At 68.3% G+C, this 14,998-nt stretch carries 16 protein-coding genes; 7 read left to right on the forward strand and 9 right to left on the reverse strand.

Annotated elements, in window-relative coordinates:
* Nucleotides 1-321: 321 nt before the first annotated feature.
* From ACWCOV_RS12605 to ACWCOV_RS12615, 3 genes are all read right to left on the reverse strand, one after another.
* On the reverse strand, nucleotides 322-801 hold the full coding sequence (locus tag ACWCOV_RS12605; protein WP_449829369.1) for a hypothetical protein: 480 nt from the start codon (nucleotides 799-801) through the stop codon (nucleotides 322-324).
* 252 nt (nucleotides 802-1,053) lie between these two features.
* Complete coding sequence (locus tag ACWCOV_RS12610) at nucleotides 1,054-2,052, reverse strand: histidine phosphatase family protein (RefSeq protein WP_449829370.1); 999 nt, start codon at nucleotides 2,050-2,052, stop codon at nucleotides 1,054-1,056.
* A gap of 247 nt (nucleotides 2,053-2,299) precedes the next feature.
* Entirely contained in the window at nucleotides 2,300-2,632 is a 333-nt protein-coding gene (locus tag ACWCOV_RS12615) for a hypothetical protein (protein WP_449829371.1), read from the reverse strand.
* 83 nt (nucleotides 2,633-2,715) lie between these two features.
* On the opposite strand from ACWCOV_RS12615, the gene ACWCOV_RS12620 reads away from it, so the two are divergent.
* Entirely contained in the window at nucleotides 2,716-3,282 is a 567-nt protein-coding gene (locus ACWCOV_RS12620; protein ID WP_449829372.1) for a mycothiol transferase, read from the forward strand.
* Between the two features lie 33 nt (nucleotides 3,283-3,315).
* On the opposite strand, the gene ACWCOV_RS12625 is transcribed toward ACWCOV_RS12620, so the two are convergent.
* The 5 genes from ACWCOV_RS12625 to ACWCOV_RS12645 all read right to left on the reverse strand — a co-directional run bounded on the left by ACWCOV_RS12625 (nucleotide 3,316) and on the right by ACWCOV_RS12645 (nucleotide 9,877).
* On the reverse strand, nucleotides 3,316-5,214 hold the full coding sequence (locus ACWCOV_RS12625; protein ID WP_449829373.1) for a heparinase II/III domain-containing protein: 1,899 nt from the start codon (nucleotides 5,212-5,214) through the stop codon (nucleotides 3,316-3,318).
* 357 nt (nucleotides 5,215-5,571) lie between these two features.
* Nucleotides 5,572-6,333: a hypothetical protein gene (locus ACWCOV_RS12630; RefSeq protein WP_449829374.1), complete on the reverse strand. Its 762-nt coding sequence runs from the start codon at nucleotides 6,331-6,333 to the stop codon at nucleotides 5,572-5,574.
* A 39-nt stretch (nucleotides 6,334-6,372) separates the two neighbouring features.
* Complete coding sequence (locus ACWCOV_RS12635) at nucleotides 6,373-7,128, reverse strand: hypothetical protein (RefSeq protein WP_449829375.1); 756 nt, start codon at nucleotides 7,126-7,128, stop codon at nucleotides 6,373-6,375.
* A 129-nt stretch (nucleotides 7,129-7,257) separates the two neighbouring features.
* A complete protein-coding gene (locus tag ACWCOV_RS12640) occupies nucleotides 7,258-9,195 on the reverse strand; it encodes a heparinase II/III domain-containing protein (protein WP_449829376.1) in 1,938 nt (645 codons plus the stop codon).
* 232 nt (nucleotides 9,196-9,427) lie between these two features.
* The gene (locus ACWCOV_RS12645; RefSeq protein WP_449829377.1) at nucleotides 9,428-9,877 is read right to left on the reverse strand and encodes a winged helix-turn-helix transcriptional regulator; all 450 of its coding nucleotides are present in this window, start codon (nucleotides 9,875-9,877) and stop codon (nucleotides 9,428-9,430) included.
* A 138-nt stretch (nucleotides 9,878-10,015) separates the two neighbouring features.
* Between ACWCOV_RS12645 and ACWCOV_RS12650 the strand changes: the two genes are divergently transcribed.
* Genes ACWCOV_RS12650 through ACWCOV_RS12670 form a run of 5 tightly spaced genes read left to right on the forward strand, consistent with a single transcriptional unit; the run spans nucleotide 10,016 to nucleotide 14,029 of the window.
* The gene (locus ACWCOV_RS12650; protein ID WP_449829378.1) at nucleotides 10,016-10,927 is read left to right on the forward strand and encodes a nitrilase family protein; all 912 of its coding nucleotides are present in this window, start codon (nucleotides 10,016-10,018) and stop codon (nucleotides 10,925-10,927) included.
* Nucleotides 10,928-10,931: 4 nt separating this feature from the next.
* Entirely contained in the window at nucleotides 10,932-12,104 is a 1,173-nt protein-coding gene (locus ACWCOV_RS12655; RefSeq protein ID WP_449829379.1) for a hypothetical protein, read from the forward strand.
* Nucleotides 12,101-13,411, forward strand: coding sequence for an amidase (locus ACWCOV_RS12660; RefSeq protein ID WP_449829380.1), 1,311 nt, complete (start codon nucleotides 12,101-12,103; stop codon nucleotides 13,409-13,411). The genes ACWCOV_RS12655 and ACWCOV_RS12660 overlap by 4 nt, the downstream gene beginning before the upstream one ends.
* 22 nt (nucleotides 13,412-13,433) lie before the next feature.
* Entirely contained in the window at nucleotides 13,434-13,871 is a 438-nt protein-coding gene (locus ACWCOV_RS12665) for a hypothetical protein (protein ID WP_449829381.1), read from the forward strand.
* Nucleotides 13,868-14,029, forward strand: a complete 162-nt coding sequence (locus tag ACWCOV_RS12670; protein ID WP_449829382.1) for a hypothetical protein — start codon at nucleotides 13,868-13,870, stop codon at nucleotides 14,027-14,029. The genes ACWCOV_RS12665 and ACWCOV_RS12670 overlap by 4 nt, the downstream gene beginning before the upstream one ends.
* A gap of 7 nt (nucleotides 14,030-14,036) precedes the next feature.
* Here ACWCOV_RS12670 and ACWCOV_RS12675 read toward each other — a convergent pair whose 3' ends face one another.
* Nucleotides 14,037-14,411, reverse strand: a complete 375-nt coding sequence (locus ACWCOV_RS12675; RefSeq protein WP_449829383.1) for a VOC family protein — start codon at nucleotides 14,409-14,411, stop codon at nucleotides 14,037-14,039.
* 125 nt (nucleotides 14,412-14,536) lie between these two features.
* On the opposite strand from ACWCOV_RS12675, the gene ACWCOV_RS12680 reads away from it, so the two are divergent.
* On the forward strand, nucleotides 14,537-14,944 hold the full coding sequence (locus ACWCOV_RS12680; protein WP_449829384.1) for a VOC family protein: 408 nt from the start codon (nucleotides 14,537-14,539) through the stop codon (nucleotides 14,942-14,944).
* The last annotated feature ends 54 nt before the right edge of the window (nucleotides 14,945-14,998 follow it).

A 14,998-nucleotide genomic window follows, 5' to 3' on the forward strand; every position in this document is an offset into this window, starting at 1 on the left:
GCACGCGATCGATGCTGCTGCGGCTCAGTTGTCTCGTTCGGCTGGCCTCTCGGCGGATTCGCCAAGGTTCCAGGTTAGAGGCCAGAGGAGGCGTCGTTCCTCCTCGCAATGAGAAGGTCGTCGGTTCGAAACCGACACATGTGGTCGACCCACGCGTCCGCTCCGCGCGCGCTTCTCCGCGGAGGAGAGCCGGCCACCACGACACGAGAATCGGGAGCGCCAGAGGCGTCCCGACTGGATCGGCAGCCTACTCGCGCCCCGCGCTGCGCCGGCCTGGGTTCGGCAGCCGTCCGGGGACGGGCAAGTCAGGTGGCTTCCCCCTCACCGATACGGTGCGTAGTTCACTCGCCGGCCGAGGCGCATCCAGCCCGGGATTGGCAAGCATCCCACCGGAGCCCGTGCCCCGATCTCGACCTTCCTGGTTCCGTCAGACAGAGTCACCTCGACACGTGACCGCGCCGGGCCGAACACCTCGCTCACGCGACCAGCGATCACGGACCGCACGAGGTCGATCAGGAGTAGCGCGGCATCCTCGTCGCGGCCGAGTTCCCACCGACCACCCTGATGGCCGGCCTCGACCTGAAGCGCGTCGCCAGGCGATCCATCGCCCGCGAGGTAGAAGTCCGTCCATGAGACGGCCAGTGCGCGTTCTCGCCTCGGTAGGAGGTCGACGGCGCGCCGGCCATCGCGATCCTCGACCGCGATCGAGGCAGCGTCGCCAAGCTCGCTCCTGAGGTCGTCAAGGAACGATCCGAGACGCGTGGAGATTGGGTCCGGTGCGTGAGACCTGCCCGCCGTCATTGCCACATCATGCCGGTGGCGGTCACGCAGGGGGTGTTGCCGGCATGAGCGTCAGGTGCCGAGGCGCAATCCGGCCGGATGGTTCGACCGACAGGCAAATCCGCCGAACTTAGGCCAAGACGCGTACGAGTTGGGGTTTCGCATGCCGAGGGTTGTGGGTCTGCCCCATGCGTCCGTGTGCGCCCCGGTGCGTCTAGCGCTGGCCGGTCCAAACCGGCGTGGCCACGTGCTGGAGCACAGCGGTGTTGGGGATCAGAGGTTTTGTAGGTGGTGGGTTTCGTTTAGGGAGATGAGTTGGTGGCTGTGGTGGGTTTTGTTGCGGTGGAGGGTGGTGATGCTGCCGGGGGTCAGGGGGAAGAAGGCTCGGTCTGTGGAGGGTATGGGGATGCCTAGCCAGGCGGCGATCAGGTAGCTCGAGGCGGAGCCGTGGGAGACGATGATCTGGGTTGGGACTGGGCGGCGGAGGATGTCGGCCAGGGCTGGGTAGAGGCGTTCGGCTAGGGCTTGGCGGGTTTCCGCGCCGGCTGGGCCGTCGTGGTGGGTTAGGCGGTCGCCGTACTCGGGGAGGGGGATGCGGTGCTCGGCTAGCCAGGATTGGGGGCGGCCGTCGGCTTCGCCGTTGGAGCGTTCGCGGAGGCGTGCGTCAGTGTGGATCTCGACGGAGAAGCTTCGGGCGATGTGCTCTGCCGTTTGGGTGGTTCGACGTAGGTCGGAGGAGTAGATCTCGACGGGCTGGGGGCCGATTTTGCTTGCCAGGGCGTCGGCGATGCGTTCGGCCTGGAGGTGGCCGCGGGCTGTCAGTTCTGAGTCGTGCCAGCCTCCGACGACGTTGTCGACGTGATGCTGCGCCTCAGGATGCGTGACGAGGTAGATGTGTCTCACGCCAAGCGTCGGGGGGACGGGATCCCACTCGATGTAGTCGGGGTCGGGGTCGACGGTGAAGCGGGTTGCGTTGATGGTGGTCGCGCCGTTGAGCCACGCCTTGGCGATTCGGTGGCCGCCGTCCATCAGGCGTCCGTCCGCGGACAGGATCACCGGGTAGCGGAGATCGGCCTTCTGGATCCGGTCGGCGTGTACGGCGACCATCCGGCAGGTGACCGGGTCCCCGCCGAACCAGCAGTTCTCGTCGAACTCCCGGATGCTGTCGATCGGCACGGACTCGACCGGAAGACCCTCCGCCAACTTCCACAGCCGTTCGGTCAAGAAGAAGGCCCGCCCACCGGGCACGGGGCGTGAATGTCGTTCAGGCATCGCACCATCATCCCCTGCGCTCGCCTACCACCGTCCTCGTCGCCGTACTCCTCTACCGTCTCGTGCGGCACCCACCGGCACCGCGGCTCTGGACGAGGCAGCGTGCGATCGCCACGGCATACCCATCGGCGTTGTCAGCCTGGTGACGACCGGATGCATGGCGTAGACGGTCCGCATGACCCAAGCCAAACACCCGAGGCGCTCGCGATCGCTCAACAACCCGAGCACTGACGTCCTGGCCGGGGCGTCAGTTGCCTTGGGCGGGTATGACGTCGGCGAGGATGCTGAGTGTGGTGTCGATCCGGGCGGCGAGGACTGGGTCGAGCTCCCCGCGGATGCGGATGTTCACGACGGCGGCGCCGTGGTCTTCGGCGAGGAAGGCCGTGAGGGGTGGCGAGCCGATGATCGGGTAGTCGTACCACCGCTCGGGCTGAACGTCGCCATCCGTGTCCGGCAAGGCAGTCTCGATGGCCAGCCAGTCGGAGTCTTCGAACGTGTACCCGACCCACACCGACACCCACTCCAGGGCTCGTCGGGCGTTGACGGACCAGACCCATCCGGCGACTTCCTCCACGGCCATGATTGCCAGTATCGCCGAGGCTGTGGAGAAGCACCCGAGAATTCCGGAAGGGGAGTGTCCGGAATGGGGGTTAGCGTGCTGGTATGGCTGAGATTCCTTGGGAGCCTCCGGTGGCGGGGTCGGAGGTCGCGCATCTGGTGGGGGCGTTGGAGAGGTTGCGTACGACGTTTCGGTGGAAGGCCGATGGGTTGGACGCGGCGGGGTTGAACATGCGGATCGGGAAGTCGTCGTTGACGATCGGGGGGCTGTTGAAGCACCTGGCGGCCAACGAGGACTACCTGTTCACCGTGAAGTTTCGGGGTGAGCCGATGGGGGAGCCGTGGGCGAGCAACGGGTGGCGGGACGACAACGACTGGGAGTTGACGTCCGCGGTCGATGACAAGCCCGAGGAGCTGTACGCGCTATGGGATGGTGCGGTCCAGCGCTCCCGGGCGTGCCTGGCTGCGGCGATCGCCGACGGCGGTCTCGACCAGCCGGCGCACATCACCTGGCCGGACGGCCGGCGCGCCAGCCTCCGTCGCCTCGTCTGCGACCTCATCGAGGAGTACGGGCGCCACACCGGCCACGCCGACCTTCTCCGCGAAGCCGTGGACGGCCGAGTAGGTGAGGACCCACCCGCCGACTGGCGCCCAGTCGGCGCCCGGAGCTAAAGCGCGTACGCCGACCACCAGCTATCGCCGGAACTACTTGACGCGCTGGAGCGTGCCGTCGGGGGAGACTGCGACCGTCGTGCGGACCTTGTCGACAACGAGATTGATCAGGGTGCGGTCGCCGGACTGGGTGGTGGTGTAGGTGACCTGGGCGTTGGTGCGGACCGGGACGATGACCGAGAGGATCGTCGCCGAGCGGCCGGAGCGGGTGAACTTGACGACGGGGGCCGGCTTGCGGGTGTCGATGGTTTGGTAGTGCCAGCCCTGGATCGGGTCGGTGGCTCCGTTGGCGACCTTGATCGGGGTCGTCTCCTGCTGGAACGGGACCTGCAGCAGCACCGTCTTCACCTTGTCGCCGGTCCGAGTGGCCACAGCCGACCCATTGCCGAAGACCTGAACCTTCTGGTCCGACGGCAGGTGCCACAACGTCTCGTACTGCTCGTCCGTCGCCGACGTGCCCCGGTCCAGCACGACCATCAGGTCCGGGTCCTTCAGCACCAGCACCCCGCGGGTCCGGTCGATCCCGGGGCCGAGCGCGTCCTTGAGCTCGTAGAACTCCGAGGTCGCTCCGACCGACGACCGCGTCAACCGGGTCACCGGGTGGGAAGTTGCCGTCGACAACACCGTCATCTGGTTGTGCGAGAACTGGCTCTTCGCCCAGCTCCGCCAGTCGTCCCACTTGTACCCGGAGTGCCCGCCGTCGATCAGGATGTCGCGGCCGTGCGAGGTGTAGGTGACCGACGTGTGGTCCTCGTGCCCGTGCAACTTCCGCGACGGACCGAACCGGATGCTGTACGTCGACTCCTGTGTGAACGGCCTCGTCTCGCCCCAGCCGGTCCGGCCGAAGATGTACCCGGCGTCGAAGATCCCGACCCGCTGCGTCGGTCGGATCCCCTGCTTGCCGAGCGTTCCGGCGTACTCGAGCACCGTGCCGGGGACCGGTGACGTGCGGACCACCTCGGAGTCGCCGATCTGGTGCAGGTTGCCGAGCGAGTTCGTGGCGAGCGCGAGCCACTTGGCGAGCTCACGCCGGCGCGCCTTGATCGTCGTACCCGGGTCGACGCCGCACTTCTGCAGGACGTCGATCGCCCGGCCCCAGAGCGAGTAGTTGAACTGCGCGTACGCCGTCGACTGCTCGTTGGTCGACCCCTGCGTGTCGATCGAGGTCTTGATCGCGCTGGTCAGCCGGTCGGCCGCGATCTTCTTGAGGTCGGGCCGGTTCAGCGTGCAGCCGATGCCGAACAGCGCGAGGCTCTCGTCAGTGCCGTGGTTCCAGTCGCCGCTGTAGTTCTTCTGCAGGAACCACGCGTGCTCCTGCAGGGCCTTGTCGAGCCAGGCGTACGACAGCGGCAGCTTCGCCACCTTGAGCCCGGTCAACGTTGCCTGGCGCAAGCAGATCAGCACGTTCGTGCGGTGCATGGTCGACTCGTAGGCGCCGATGTTCGGCTTCCACGAGTACGGGTTGTCCTTCACCCAGTCGCGGACGATCGTGCTCACCCGGGCGAGCGCCTGCTTGTCGCCCTTGCCGCCGGCGGCGATTCCCTGGCCGAGCCAGCGCAGCGAGTGGAACCACATGTACCAGCTCGGGTTCTGGTACGGGTTCAGGCTCCAGTCGATGTCGCCCTTGCCGTTGCCGACCTTGTACGGCGCCGACGTGCCCCAGGCGAACGTGTCGTTGTAGAGGGCGGTGAGCGGGTTCCCGCGGTCGATGCCGGAGTACGCCGGGCACGTGTACACGTTCCGCCTCGCCTGCTGCGTGACGGTCGGCGTCGGCGGTTCCGGAGTGCGGGCAACCGTCGGATCCGGTGCAGCCTCGGGGGTCGAGCCACCCCAGGGAATCACCAGCAACGTCACCACGACGACCGCGCTCAGCAGCAGGGCGAGGCTGAGCCGTAGGGTCGTGCCGGCCTTGCGGTGTCGGTGCGCGGGCATGGTTGATTCCTCACTGCAGCCCCCAGGGCCTGCCTATGTTCTGGCCTAGACCTGAATTTGGGCCGGAGGTGTCCCAGGAGCAGGTCAAGTGGTTGTCGTCGCGATGCCCGAGCCGGCGGTGGCTCCGGGCCAGGGTCTTGCTCTACAGACGTTGCGGGACCGCCGTTAAGTTGCGTCCGGCACCGAAATCGGCGCCGCGGCCCAGCCGTCGCACGGCTGTCACTCCAGCTTCATGGTCGCTGTCATCGGTTCCCCCCGACTCGAAGTGAATCCCTCTGTCTGCTTTGATGTCCGGACACACCCTAAAAGTTGTCCGGACCCCCTACTCCGGTTCCCGAGTTGCCCTTGCGGGCAAGCTCAGTGGTCCAGAATCGCCTGCAGAATCAGGGCGTTCCGCGCGTTCTGACCGTCCGGCACCGTCGTGTGACGCCCGTCGCGCAGGTCCGTTCGCAGCCGGTCCGGACGGGCAGCCAGGTACTCGGCCCAATGCACGATGCGCAGGTTCGAGTGCCGTACGGCGGCCTGCTCCAGCTGCCGATCGATCCACTCACTGTTCCGCTGGTCCGCGACCTGGATCGCCGGCGGCTTGTCCGTCCGCCGTACCTGCACGTTGACCCAGTACACCGTCCGCGACGGCCCTGCGATCTGCAGCGCGCGATCGACCTGCGCGGCAAAGGCCGGCGGATCGAAGATGTCGTTCGACCCGACCGCCATCACGATCCGATGCGGAAGCCCGAACTGCTGCTTCCAGATCGCGAGCGCGTCGACCGCCGCCGACGCCGGCTCACCGGACCAGCTGTGCTCCGCGAACGTCGTATCGGCCCGTTGCGCAAGCAGGCGCCCGAGCGCACCCCCGTCCTGTACGGCGATGCTGTCGCCGAACAGGACCACCCCGTCCGTCGCGACCACCTGCCGGATCTGCGCGGCACTCGAGATCACCTTCGCGTGCGCCTGCCACGGACCGAGCGTGCCCGATCCATAACGGCCCGTGCTTGTCGCCGGTACGGCGCTCTTCGCGTGAGCGGTCGGCGCCTCAAGGTGGATGAAGGTGAGCAAGGCGGCGACCAGCACCGCGGTGAGGACCGCGGAGGTCGCGGTGCGCGCAGCGATTCGAGGCACACCCTGATAACGCGGGAGGCGGCGCGGAGGTTGCCATCGTCACTGGGTCCCTGCGAGGGCGTCGACGATCAGTTCATTGCGCGCCTGCTGACCGAACTGCGAGGTGTGGACGCCGTCCCGCAGATACTTCGCCGCGCCACCCGGTTGCGCCGCGAGGAACTCGCTCCATCGCACGATCCGCAGGTTCGGGTGACGTACGGCGGCCTGCTCCAACTGCTGGTTGACCCACGCACTGTTGGCCAGGTCGGCCGACCGGACCGCGGCGGGCTCACGGACCCGGCTGACGTGCGCGTTCACCCAGTACACGGTCCGTGAAGGACCGGCGATGTGCATCGCCCGCTCCACCTGCTCGGCGAACGCGGGCGGGTCGAAGATGTCGTTCGACCCCACCGCCATCACGATCCGGCTCGGCAGGCCGAACCGCCGTTCCCAGTCCGCCAGCGCGTCGACGGCGGCCGCGGCCGGCTGCCCCGACCAGTCGTGGACGGCGATGGCGTCACCGGTCCGGTTCGCCAGCGACTTCTCCAGGGCCGGCCCGTCCTGTACGGCGATGCTGTCGCCGAACATGAACACCCCGTTGAACATCAGCGTGTCCCGGATCTCGTCGTCGGACGAGATGTGGTTGACCAGGTCCTGCCACGGGCCCAGCCGGCCGGAGCCGAACGGCCCCCGATCCACCGATCGCGCCCCGGTCCCGGGGGCGCTGCTGACCGGCACCGTCGCGCTCGGCCGGGTGGGCTCGAGAAGCACCAGCACACCACCCACCAACGTCAGCACGACCATCGTCACCGTCATGGCAACCAATGGACCCCCGACGTGCTCGCGGAAGCTGCTGCGCCGATGCCTCAACGGCCCCACACCCCCAGAATCTCGCCCTACCCCTCTACTTGTCCCGACGCGGTGAACGGTTCCATCGGTTGCATCTCAGGCAATCCGGACCAGTGAGCCCCCGGCGGTGATCCCGATCGATGTCCGGACGCCGGCCACGTTCAGGTCGACGACGTACGTCGTACCGGACCAGCGGGCGCGGTACGTCACCGACCCCGTCGCCCGGACCGGCGCGATGAACGACAGGATCGACGCCGACGTCCCGGCCCGCGCGAACATCAGCGTGGGCGCCGACCGCCGGATGGTGATCTTCGGGTAGTGCCAGCCCTGGATCGGGTTGGTCTGCGCCTGCTTGAGCAGGATCGCGCCGCGCGGCAACGCCTGCCGGTAGGGCACCTGGAACAGGATCGTCCGGGTGTCGTCGCCGGCCCGCGCCGCGAGTGCCGTGGTCCGCGAGTACACGGTCGCCCTCTGATCCGACGGCAGATGCCACAAGGTCTGGAACTGCTGCGCGGTCGTGGACGACGCGCGGTCGAGCGTGACGACCAGGTCGGGACTCCGGACCACGAGTACGGCGCGAACGCGGCTGATCCCGGTCCCGGGCACGTCGGAGAACTCGTAGAAGTCCGAGGTCGACTTGAGCGCGTACCGTGTCAGCTTGGTGGCGGGCAGTCGATCAGCCGCCCGCGGCGTCGTCATCGAGCTGTGCGCGAACGGGCTCTTCGCCCACGTCCGCCAGACGTCGTTCTGGTAACCGGCATGGCCGCCGTCGATCACGATGTCGCGGCCGCGAGCGGCGTACGTCATCGACATGTGGTCGCTGTGCCCGTGCAGCTTGCGCGATGGTCCGTACCTGATGCTGTACGTCGCTTGGGCCGCAAACGTCGTCCGCGTTCCCCAGCCGGAGCGGCCGAAGACGTAGCCGGCGGAGTACAGGCCGACGCGTTGGGCCGGTGCGGTCCCGGTCGCGCCGAGGCTTCCGGCGTACTCGAGTGGTGTGCCGGCGACGGGCGCCGTACGCACGACCTCGGAGTCGCCGATCTGGTGGAGATTGCCCATGGAGTTGGTGGCCAGGGCGAGCCAGCGCGCCATCAGGGCCCGTCGCGCGGTGATCGTCGTACCGGGGTCGGCGCCGCAGGCTTGCATGACGGTGACTGCTCGGCCCCAGAGGGCGTAGTTGAACTGCGCGTACGCCGTCGACTGCTCGTTGGTCGAGCCTTGGGAGTCGATCGCGGTCGTGATGCCGGCCGCGAGGCGTTGCTGGGCGAGCGTCTTGTAGTCGGAGCGGTTGAGTGTGCAGCCGACGCCGAACAGGGCGATGCTCTCGTCGGTGCCGTGGTTCCAGGCGCCGCTCCAGTAGTTGATCAGGAACCGCGCGTGGTTGATCAACGCGGTGTTCAGCCACAGGTAGCGCGGCGGAAGCGTGGTGACCTTGAGCCCGGACAGCACGGCCTGCCGGGTGCAGATGATCACGTTGGTGCGGTGCATCGTCGACTCCCAGGCGCCGACGTTCGCCTTCCAGGAGTACGGGTTGTCGAGCACCCAGTCGCTGACGATCGTGGTGACGTGCGCGATCGCGTTCGCGTCACCCTTGCCGGCCGCGATGATGCCCTGCCCCAGCCAGCGCAGCGAGTGGAACCACATGTACCAGCTGGGATTGCCGTACGGGTTGAGCTTCCAGTTGATGTTGCCGCTGCCGTTCCCGACCCTGACGGCCTTGAACCCGCCCCAGGCGTAGTAGTCGTTCATCACGTACGACAACGGCGTCGCGTCGTCGACGGTGCTGAACCCCGGGCACGTGTACGTCCCGGCCGCCGCGGCCTCCGCCATCAGCTCCGCCTGGCTCTTGGTCCTGACATCCGCCGCCGGGGTCTCGGTCGCCGGCACCACATTAGTTGCCCCTGGCAAAAACTGCGCCCCCTCCGGCTCCGGCAGATCCTCCGCGATCGCGATCCCCGGACTCTCCGCAGACGGCCCCGCCGTCGCCACCCCGCCGTTCCCGCCGGCGACCCCCGCCACCAGCAGCCCAGCCACCAAGACCCACCTGACCATGTCCTTCCCCCCACCACTAACCCGCAGCCCCCCAGCCGGCGGTGGAAACCCCTACACCCCGCAAGATGCCGAACAGCCCGAGGAAGTTGCGGAAACTTGCCCCCGGCCCCCACTCAATTCACACCGTGCTCACCAGGTGGCTCTCGGTATCCGTTGAGTGGGGTGTCCGGCGTGGTTCCAGGCGACGGCGATCGACGAGGGCTGACGGGGCGGCTCAGGTGGGGACTTTGCGGACGTAGGTTTGGGTGGGGGTGACGGGGCGGCCGGTGGCGTCCTTGACCTCGAGTTTGCGGAGGGGTTTGCCGTTCTTCGCGTCGAGGAGGACCGAGTGGGCCTCGGTGTCCTCGAAGAGGTGGTCCTCGCCCCACTGGCGCAGGCTGACCAGGATGACGAAGAGGTCCCGGCCCTTCTCGGTCAGCGCGTACTCGTGGTACGCCGTCCCGTCGGCGGCTGGGACCACCTCGAGGATGCCGTGGGCGACGAGCTCCCGCAGCCGCGACGACAGGATGTTCTTCGCCAGGCCGAGGTTGCGCTGGAACTCGCCGAACCGGCTGATGCCGTCGAACGCGTCCCGAACGATCAGCAGTGACCAGCGGTCCCCGATCACGTCGACGGCCCGCGCGACCGGGCACTCCGCGTCCTCGTGCGTGACCCGCTGCGGCATCCGTGTCCCCTTCGAGTGCTGCGGCCGTCCGCCGCAGATTTCCGTCGCCAAGTGGTTGCAAGTATAAACCGGATCCCCTACGCTCCCGGTCAAGTTGGTTTCAACTTGAAACCAGATTTCGACGAAGGAGGCCACGTCATGACCACACAGGCGCGGGAGAGTGCGGATCCGAGGGTGAGCCCGGTGCGGGTCGCCGTCGTGCAGTTCGAGCCGCGGGTCGGGGTCGAGAACCTCAAGGCGAACGCGCTGGCGGTGGAGCAGCGGCTGACCGCGGCGGCCGACGCCGGCGCCGGCCTGATCGTGCTGCCCGAGCTCGCCACCACCGGCTACGTCTTCGAGAGCCGGGAGGAGGCCTTCGCGCACGCCGAAGCGGTTCCGGACGGACCGACCGTCGAGTCGTTCGCCCGGATCGCCGCCGCGCGGAACGTGTACATCGTCGGCTGCCTGCCGGAGCGATCAGGGATGAAGCTGTACGACACCGCCGTACTGGTCGGCCCGGAGGGCTACATCGGCCGGTACCGCAAGACGCACCTGTGGAACACCGAGAAGCTCTGGTTCACCCCCGGCGACGAGGGGTTCTCGGTGTTCGACACCAAGATCGGCCGGATCGGGCTGCTGGTCTGCTGGGACATCTGGTTCCCCGAGACGGCGCGGATCGTGGCGCAGATGGGCGCGGACATCATCTGCGTGCCCACCGGCTGGGTCTGGACACCACCACCGCTGTACGACGCGAGCGGTGTGTGCATGGCGGCGTACCTGACCATCACGGCGGCCCACGCCAACAATGTCTTCATCGCCACCGCGGACCGGACCGGCCAGGAGCGGGGCGCGGGCTTCATGGGCAACTCGCTGATCGCCGGGACGAACGGCTGGCCGATCGACCGGATCGCGGGCCCGGACGAGGACACCGTCATCTACGCCGACATCGATCTGACCGCCGCGCGCACGGCCCCGATCTGGAACCAGCTCAACGACCTGCACCGGGACCGTCGTACCGACCTGTACGACCAGATGCTCGGTTACCGCGACCGCGCCCCGCTGCCGAGGTGACGTGATGACGACAGTCCGCAGTACGGCGGGAGTCGCCGGCCCGCGGAGAATCGCCGCCTGGTGTGCTGGGCTGGCCGGCGTCTCCCTCCTGGTCCTCGCCGGCTGGACGTTCACGCGCGTCGACGGGATCTGGCAGCCGTGGAACGGTGACTACACCGACCTGGGGCGGCTCGTCTCCTGGCTGACCGGATCCATCAGCGAGCCGCAGTTCTACGCGGTGGCTCCGGCTGGGGCGTTGCTGCTAGCCGGCGGCCTCGCCGGTCATGTCGCCCACCGGAGATCCTGGCGATGGCAGGGGTTCGTCCAGGCCTGTGGCACGGGACTGTGGCCGTGGGCCGCCGGGAGTGGGCTGGTCAGCCTGCTCCTCGGCAACCTCGCCTGGGGCTGGACGCTGGAGCCTGGCAGTTGGCAGCCGTTGTTCGTGCCGCTGGTGTCCGTCGCGCCGGCGATCGTGGTCCTCTTCGGACCTGGGTGGAGAGTCGGCCTGACGGCCGCCGTACTGGGCGCGTTGCTCACGCCGCCGATCGCGATCCTGGCCGTCGAATACGTCTGCGTCCCGCTGGCCTTTCCGCCGGTTGTCGGTGCCACCGCAGGCATGGCGGCCGGTGCCGTCGTGGCGTTCTGGCTCTGTGGCCGGCTGAGGTGGATGCCGGCCCCGGGCGCTTGGCGAACGCAGGCCGAGGACGAGCCCCGCCGTGGACCTGTCCTGCTGTGGTTGCCACGCCGTGCGCTGGCCGACTTCTCCGAGGCGCAGTTCTTCGGCAACGAGTGGGCGAGCGCGGCGCTGATCGCCGGCGCCGTCGTGACGCACCTGGTCGCTCCATCCAGCACCGCCTACGGATCGGGCCTGTTCCTCGCGGTGCTCGCTGGCCAGGCTCTGACCGCTGTCGTCGGTGTGGCCGTCTGGCGCAAACGCTGGCAGGCGCATGGCTTCTACCCGACGTTCGTGCCGGTCGTCTCCGTCGCGCCGGCAGTCGTGCTGGCCTTCGGCGGAACCCTTCAGTCGGTCGTGGTCGGCGCGCTGGCCGGAGCGCTGATCGCCCCGCCGGTGGCCGCAGCGATCGGGGCTCGGATGCCGGTGGGCTTCCATCCCTTCATCGGCAACGTGGTCTCGATGAGCGTGTGTACGGCGCTGATCGTGCCTGTGCTCGGTCTCGCCCCCGGATTCGCCTCATGAACCTCGCAGAGCTCGCGCGAGCGATCCGGGAGACCTCCGCCCGCGAGGTCACCGAGAAGACGTTGCGCCACATCCACGAGCTGAACCCCACCCTGAACGCCTTCGCTCTCGTGGATGACGAAGGAGCCCGCGCCGCGGCCGAGGCGGCCGACAAACAACGGGCCGAAGGCATCGATCTCGGTCCGCTGCACGGCGTGCCCGTGGCAGTGAAGGACCTCGTCGACATGGCCGGTCTGCCCACCAGTTGTGGATCGGCCACGTCCTTCGGGTCCACTCCGGTGGAGGACGCCGAGGTGGTACGGCGGTTGCGCGCCGCCGGAGCGGTGATCGTCGGGAAGACGACGCTGCACGAGTTCGCGTACGGCGCCACCGGTGACCGCTCCGTCCACGGCGCTTCCCGCAACCCGGTCGACCCCAGCCGGATGTCCGGCGGCAGCAGCGGCGGCAGCGCGGTCGCGGTGGCGGCCGGGATGGTGCCGCTCGCGCTGGGCACCGACACCGCCGGCTCGATCCGGGTGCCCGCCGCGCTCTGTGGTGTCGTCGGCTTCAAACCGGCGTACGACGCCATCTCGAGCGCCGGCGTGTATCCGCTGGCTCCGAGCTTGGACCACGTCGGTCTGTTCGCGACCACCGCCGAGGACGCCCTGACCGGTTACCAAGCCCTTAGCGACCGGTCGGTGACGCCTTGGTCGAGCCGTTTCACGGTCGGATGGATTCGTCCGCACTCGATCGCCAGGACTGATCCAAGGATCGAGGAGCTGACCCGGCAACTCGTCCACCGGACCGGCGCCGACGTCGGCCTCGTCCGTGGATTCCCCCAGTGGGAACGACCGGAGACGCTGTTCGAGATCTTCTCCACCCTGCAAGGCAAGGAGGCGTTCCGCGTGCACGAGCACCATCTCGCCGCGGACCGCCGGCTGATCGACCCCGAGGTCCTGGCCCGGCTCGACGTGGGCCGCGAGATCCCCGCGGAGCGCTACGCCAAGGCCGACGCCGCTCGCCAGGAGTTCCGGACCATGGTCGACGAGCTGCTGTCGGCGTACGACGTAGTCGCCTTGCCGACGGTGCCGGTCGTGGCGCCACGGGTGGGCGAGCGCAGCGTCTCGGTTTCCGGCGCGGACCTCGAGGTGCGCTCGGCACTGCTGTCCCTGACGAGCCCGTGGAACCTGACGGGTTCGCCGGCGATCAGCGTTCCCGCGGGACGGCTGGACGGGCTGCCGGTCGCCGTACAACTCATCACTGCGCCGGGCGACGAAGGACTGCTCTTCGCCGCGGCCCGGACGCTCGAGACCGCCCTGGCCGCGTAGCCGGGGCGAAGGAGGGACTGTCATGCCATCGATTCAGGTCGACCTGCCGGTGACTGCCGGCGAGGTCACCAAGCGAGCGTTCGCGGAACGCCTCGGCCACATCTACGGGGAGATCATGCAGGTCGGCAGGGATCTGCTCACGGTCTCCGTCCACGACCTCGGCAGCGGCGGGGTGTGGCGCTGTCACGAGTCCGGTCCGCCGACGCCGTCGGCGCTGATCATGTGCGACATCCGGAAGGGCCGTCCCGCGGAGACCAGGGCGCGGCTGGCGCAGGCGCTGATCGACGCCTGCGCGCAGACCTTCGAGCTCGACGCCTTGTGGGTGAAGGTCGAGTTCACCCAGCACGACGGAGCCGACATGTACCACCCGCACCTGGGTGGCTTCAACACGGACTGGGACGGCGACGAGCGACCACGGGCCGGTCTCGATAATGGGAGCCATGCCGCAGACCACCGTTGAGTACGCGGAGTCCGGGACGACGATCTGAAGACCCGGCTGGGGAGCTGGCTCTCGAAATCCTGTGCGACCACGTCAAGGCGCCGGCCGACCTGAACATTCAGGTCACTGTGGAGATCCGCGACCTCGCCGACTACCACAAACGCGCGCTGCCGTCCTGAGGACGCGTCAGGCCGAGCGCTCGGCTTCGCTGCGTTCGATGCAGAACTCGTTGTGTTCGGGATCGTGCATGGTGACCCAGCCGGGGCCTTCGGGGGTGCGGTGGTCTTCGTGGATGGTGGCGCCGAGGCCGACGAGGCGGTCGACCTCCTCGTCGCGGGTCCGCTGGTCGGGAACCCAGTCGAGGTGGACGCGGTTCTTGACCGACTTGGACTCGGGGACGGCGATGAACAGCAAGCCGGGGACGGGAGCCGGCGCGACCACCAGCACCTCCTCGTCACCGGGAACGTCGCCGTCCGCGATCGGCCAGCCGGTGGCGTTGCTCCAGAACCGCGCGAGCTCGTACGGGTTGCCGGCGTCGATCGTGATGTGTCGGGGGATCATGCCGAGACCCTAGCCGCGCCGCCGGGCAGTCGGCCGCTGTTTTTCCGGCGGCTGCTGCAATTGTCGGTGGGCGGGTCTACTGTGCGAGCCAGACAGTGTTTCGATCGAGGGGGAAGGTGAGCCTGATGGCGTCTCGGCTCAATCCGTACATTCAGTTCGACGGCACCGCGCGGGAGGCGATGGAGTTCTACCAAAGCGTTTTCGGTGGGGACCTGGCGACGAACACGTTCGCCGAGTTCGGCGCCAGCAGCGGCCCGGACGACGAGAACAAGCTGATGCACGCCCAGCTGGAAACCCCGAGCGGGTTCACGCTGATGGCCTCGGACACGCCGCAGGGCATGTCGTACAACCCGGGCGAGAACATCTCGGTCAGCCTGAGTGGTGACGACGAGGAGCTGCGCGGGTACTACGAGAAGCTGTCCGAAGGCGGCAAGGTGGTCATGCCGCTGGAGAAGCAGATGTGGGGCGACGAGTTCGGCCAGGTCGTCGACAAGTTCGGGATCAACTGGATGGTCAACATCGGCCAGAGCTGACCGGCTTCGGACGCCGTACCCGCGGAATTTATTGGGTACGGCGTCCCGCCGGTC

The organism is Kribbella sp. NPDC002412 (assembly GCF_053592935.1).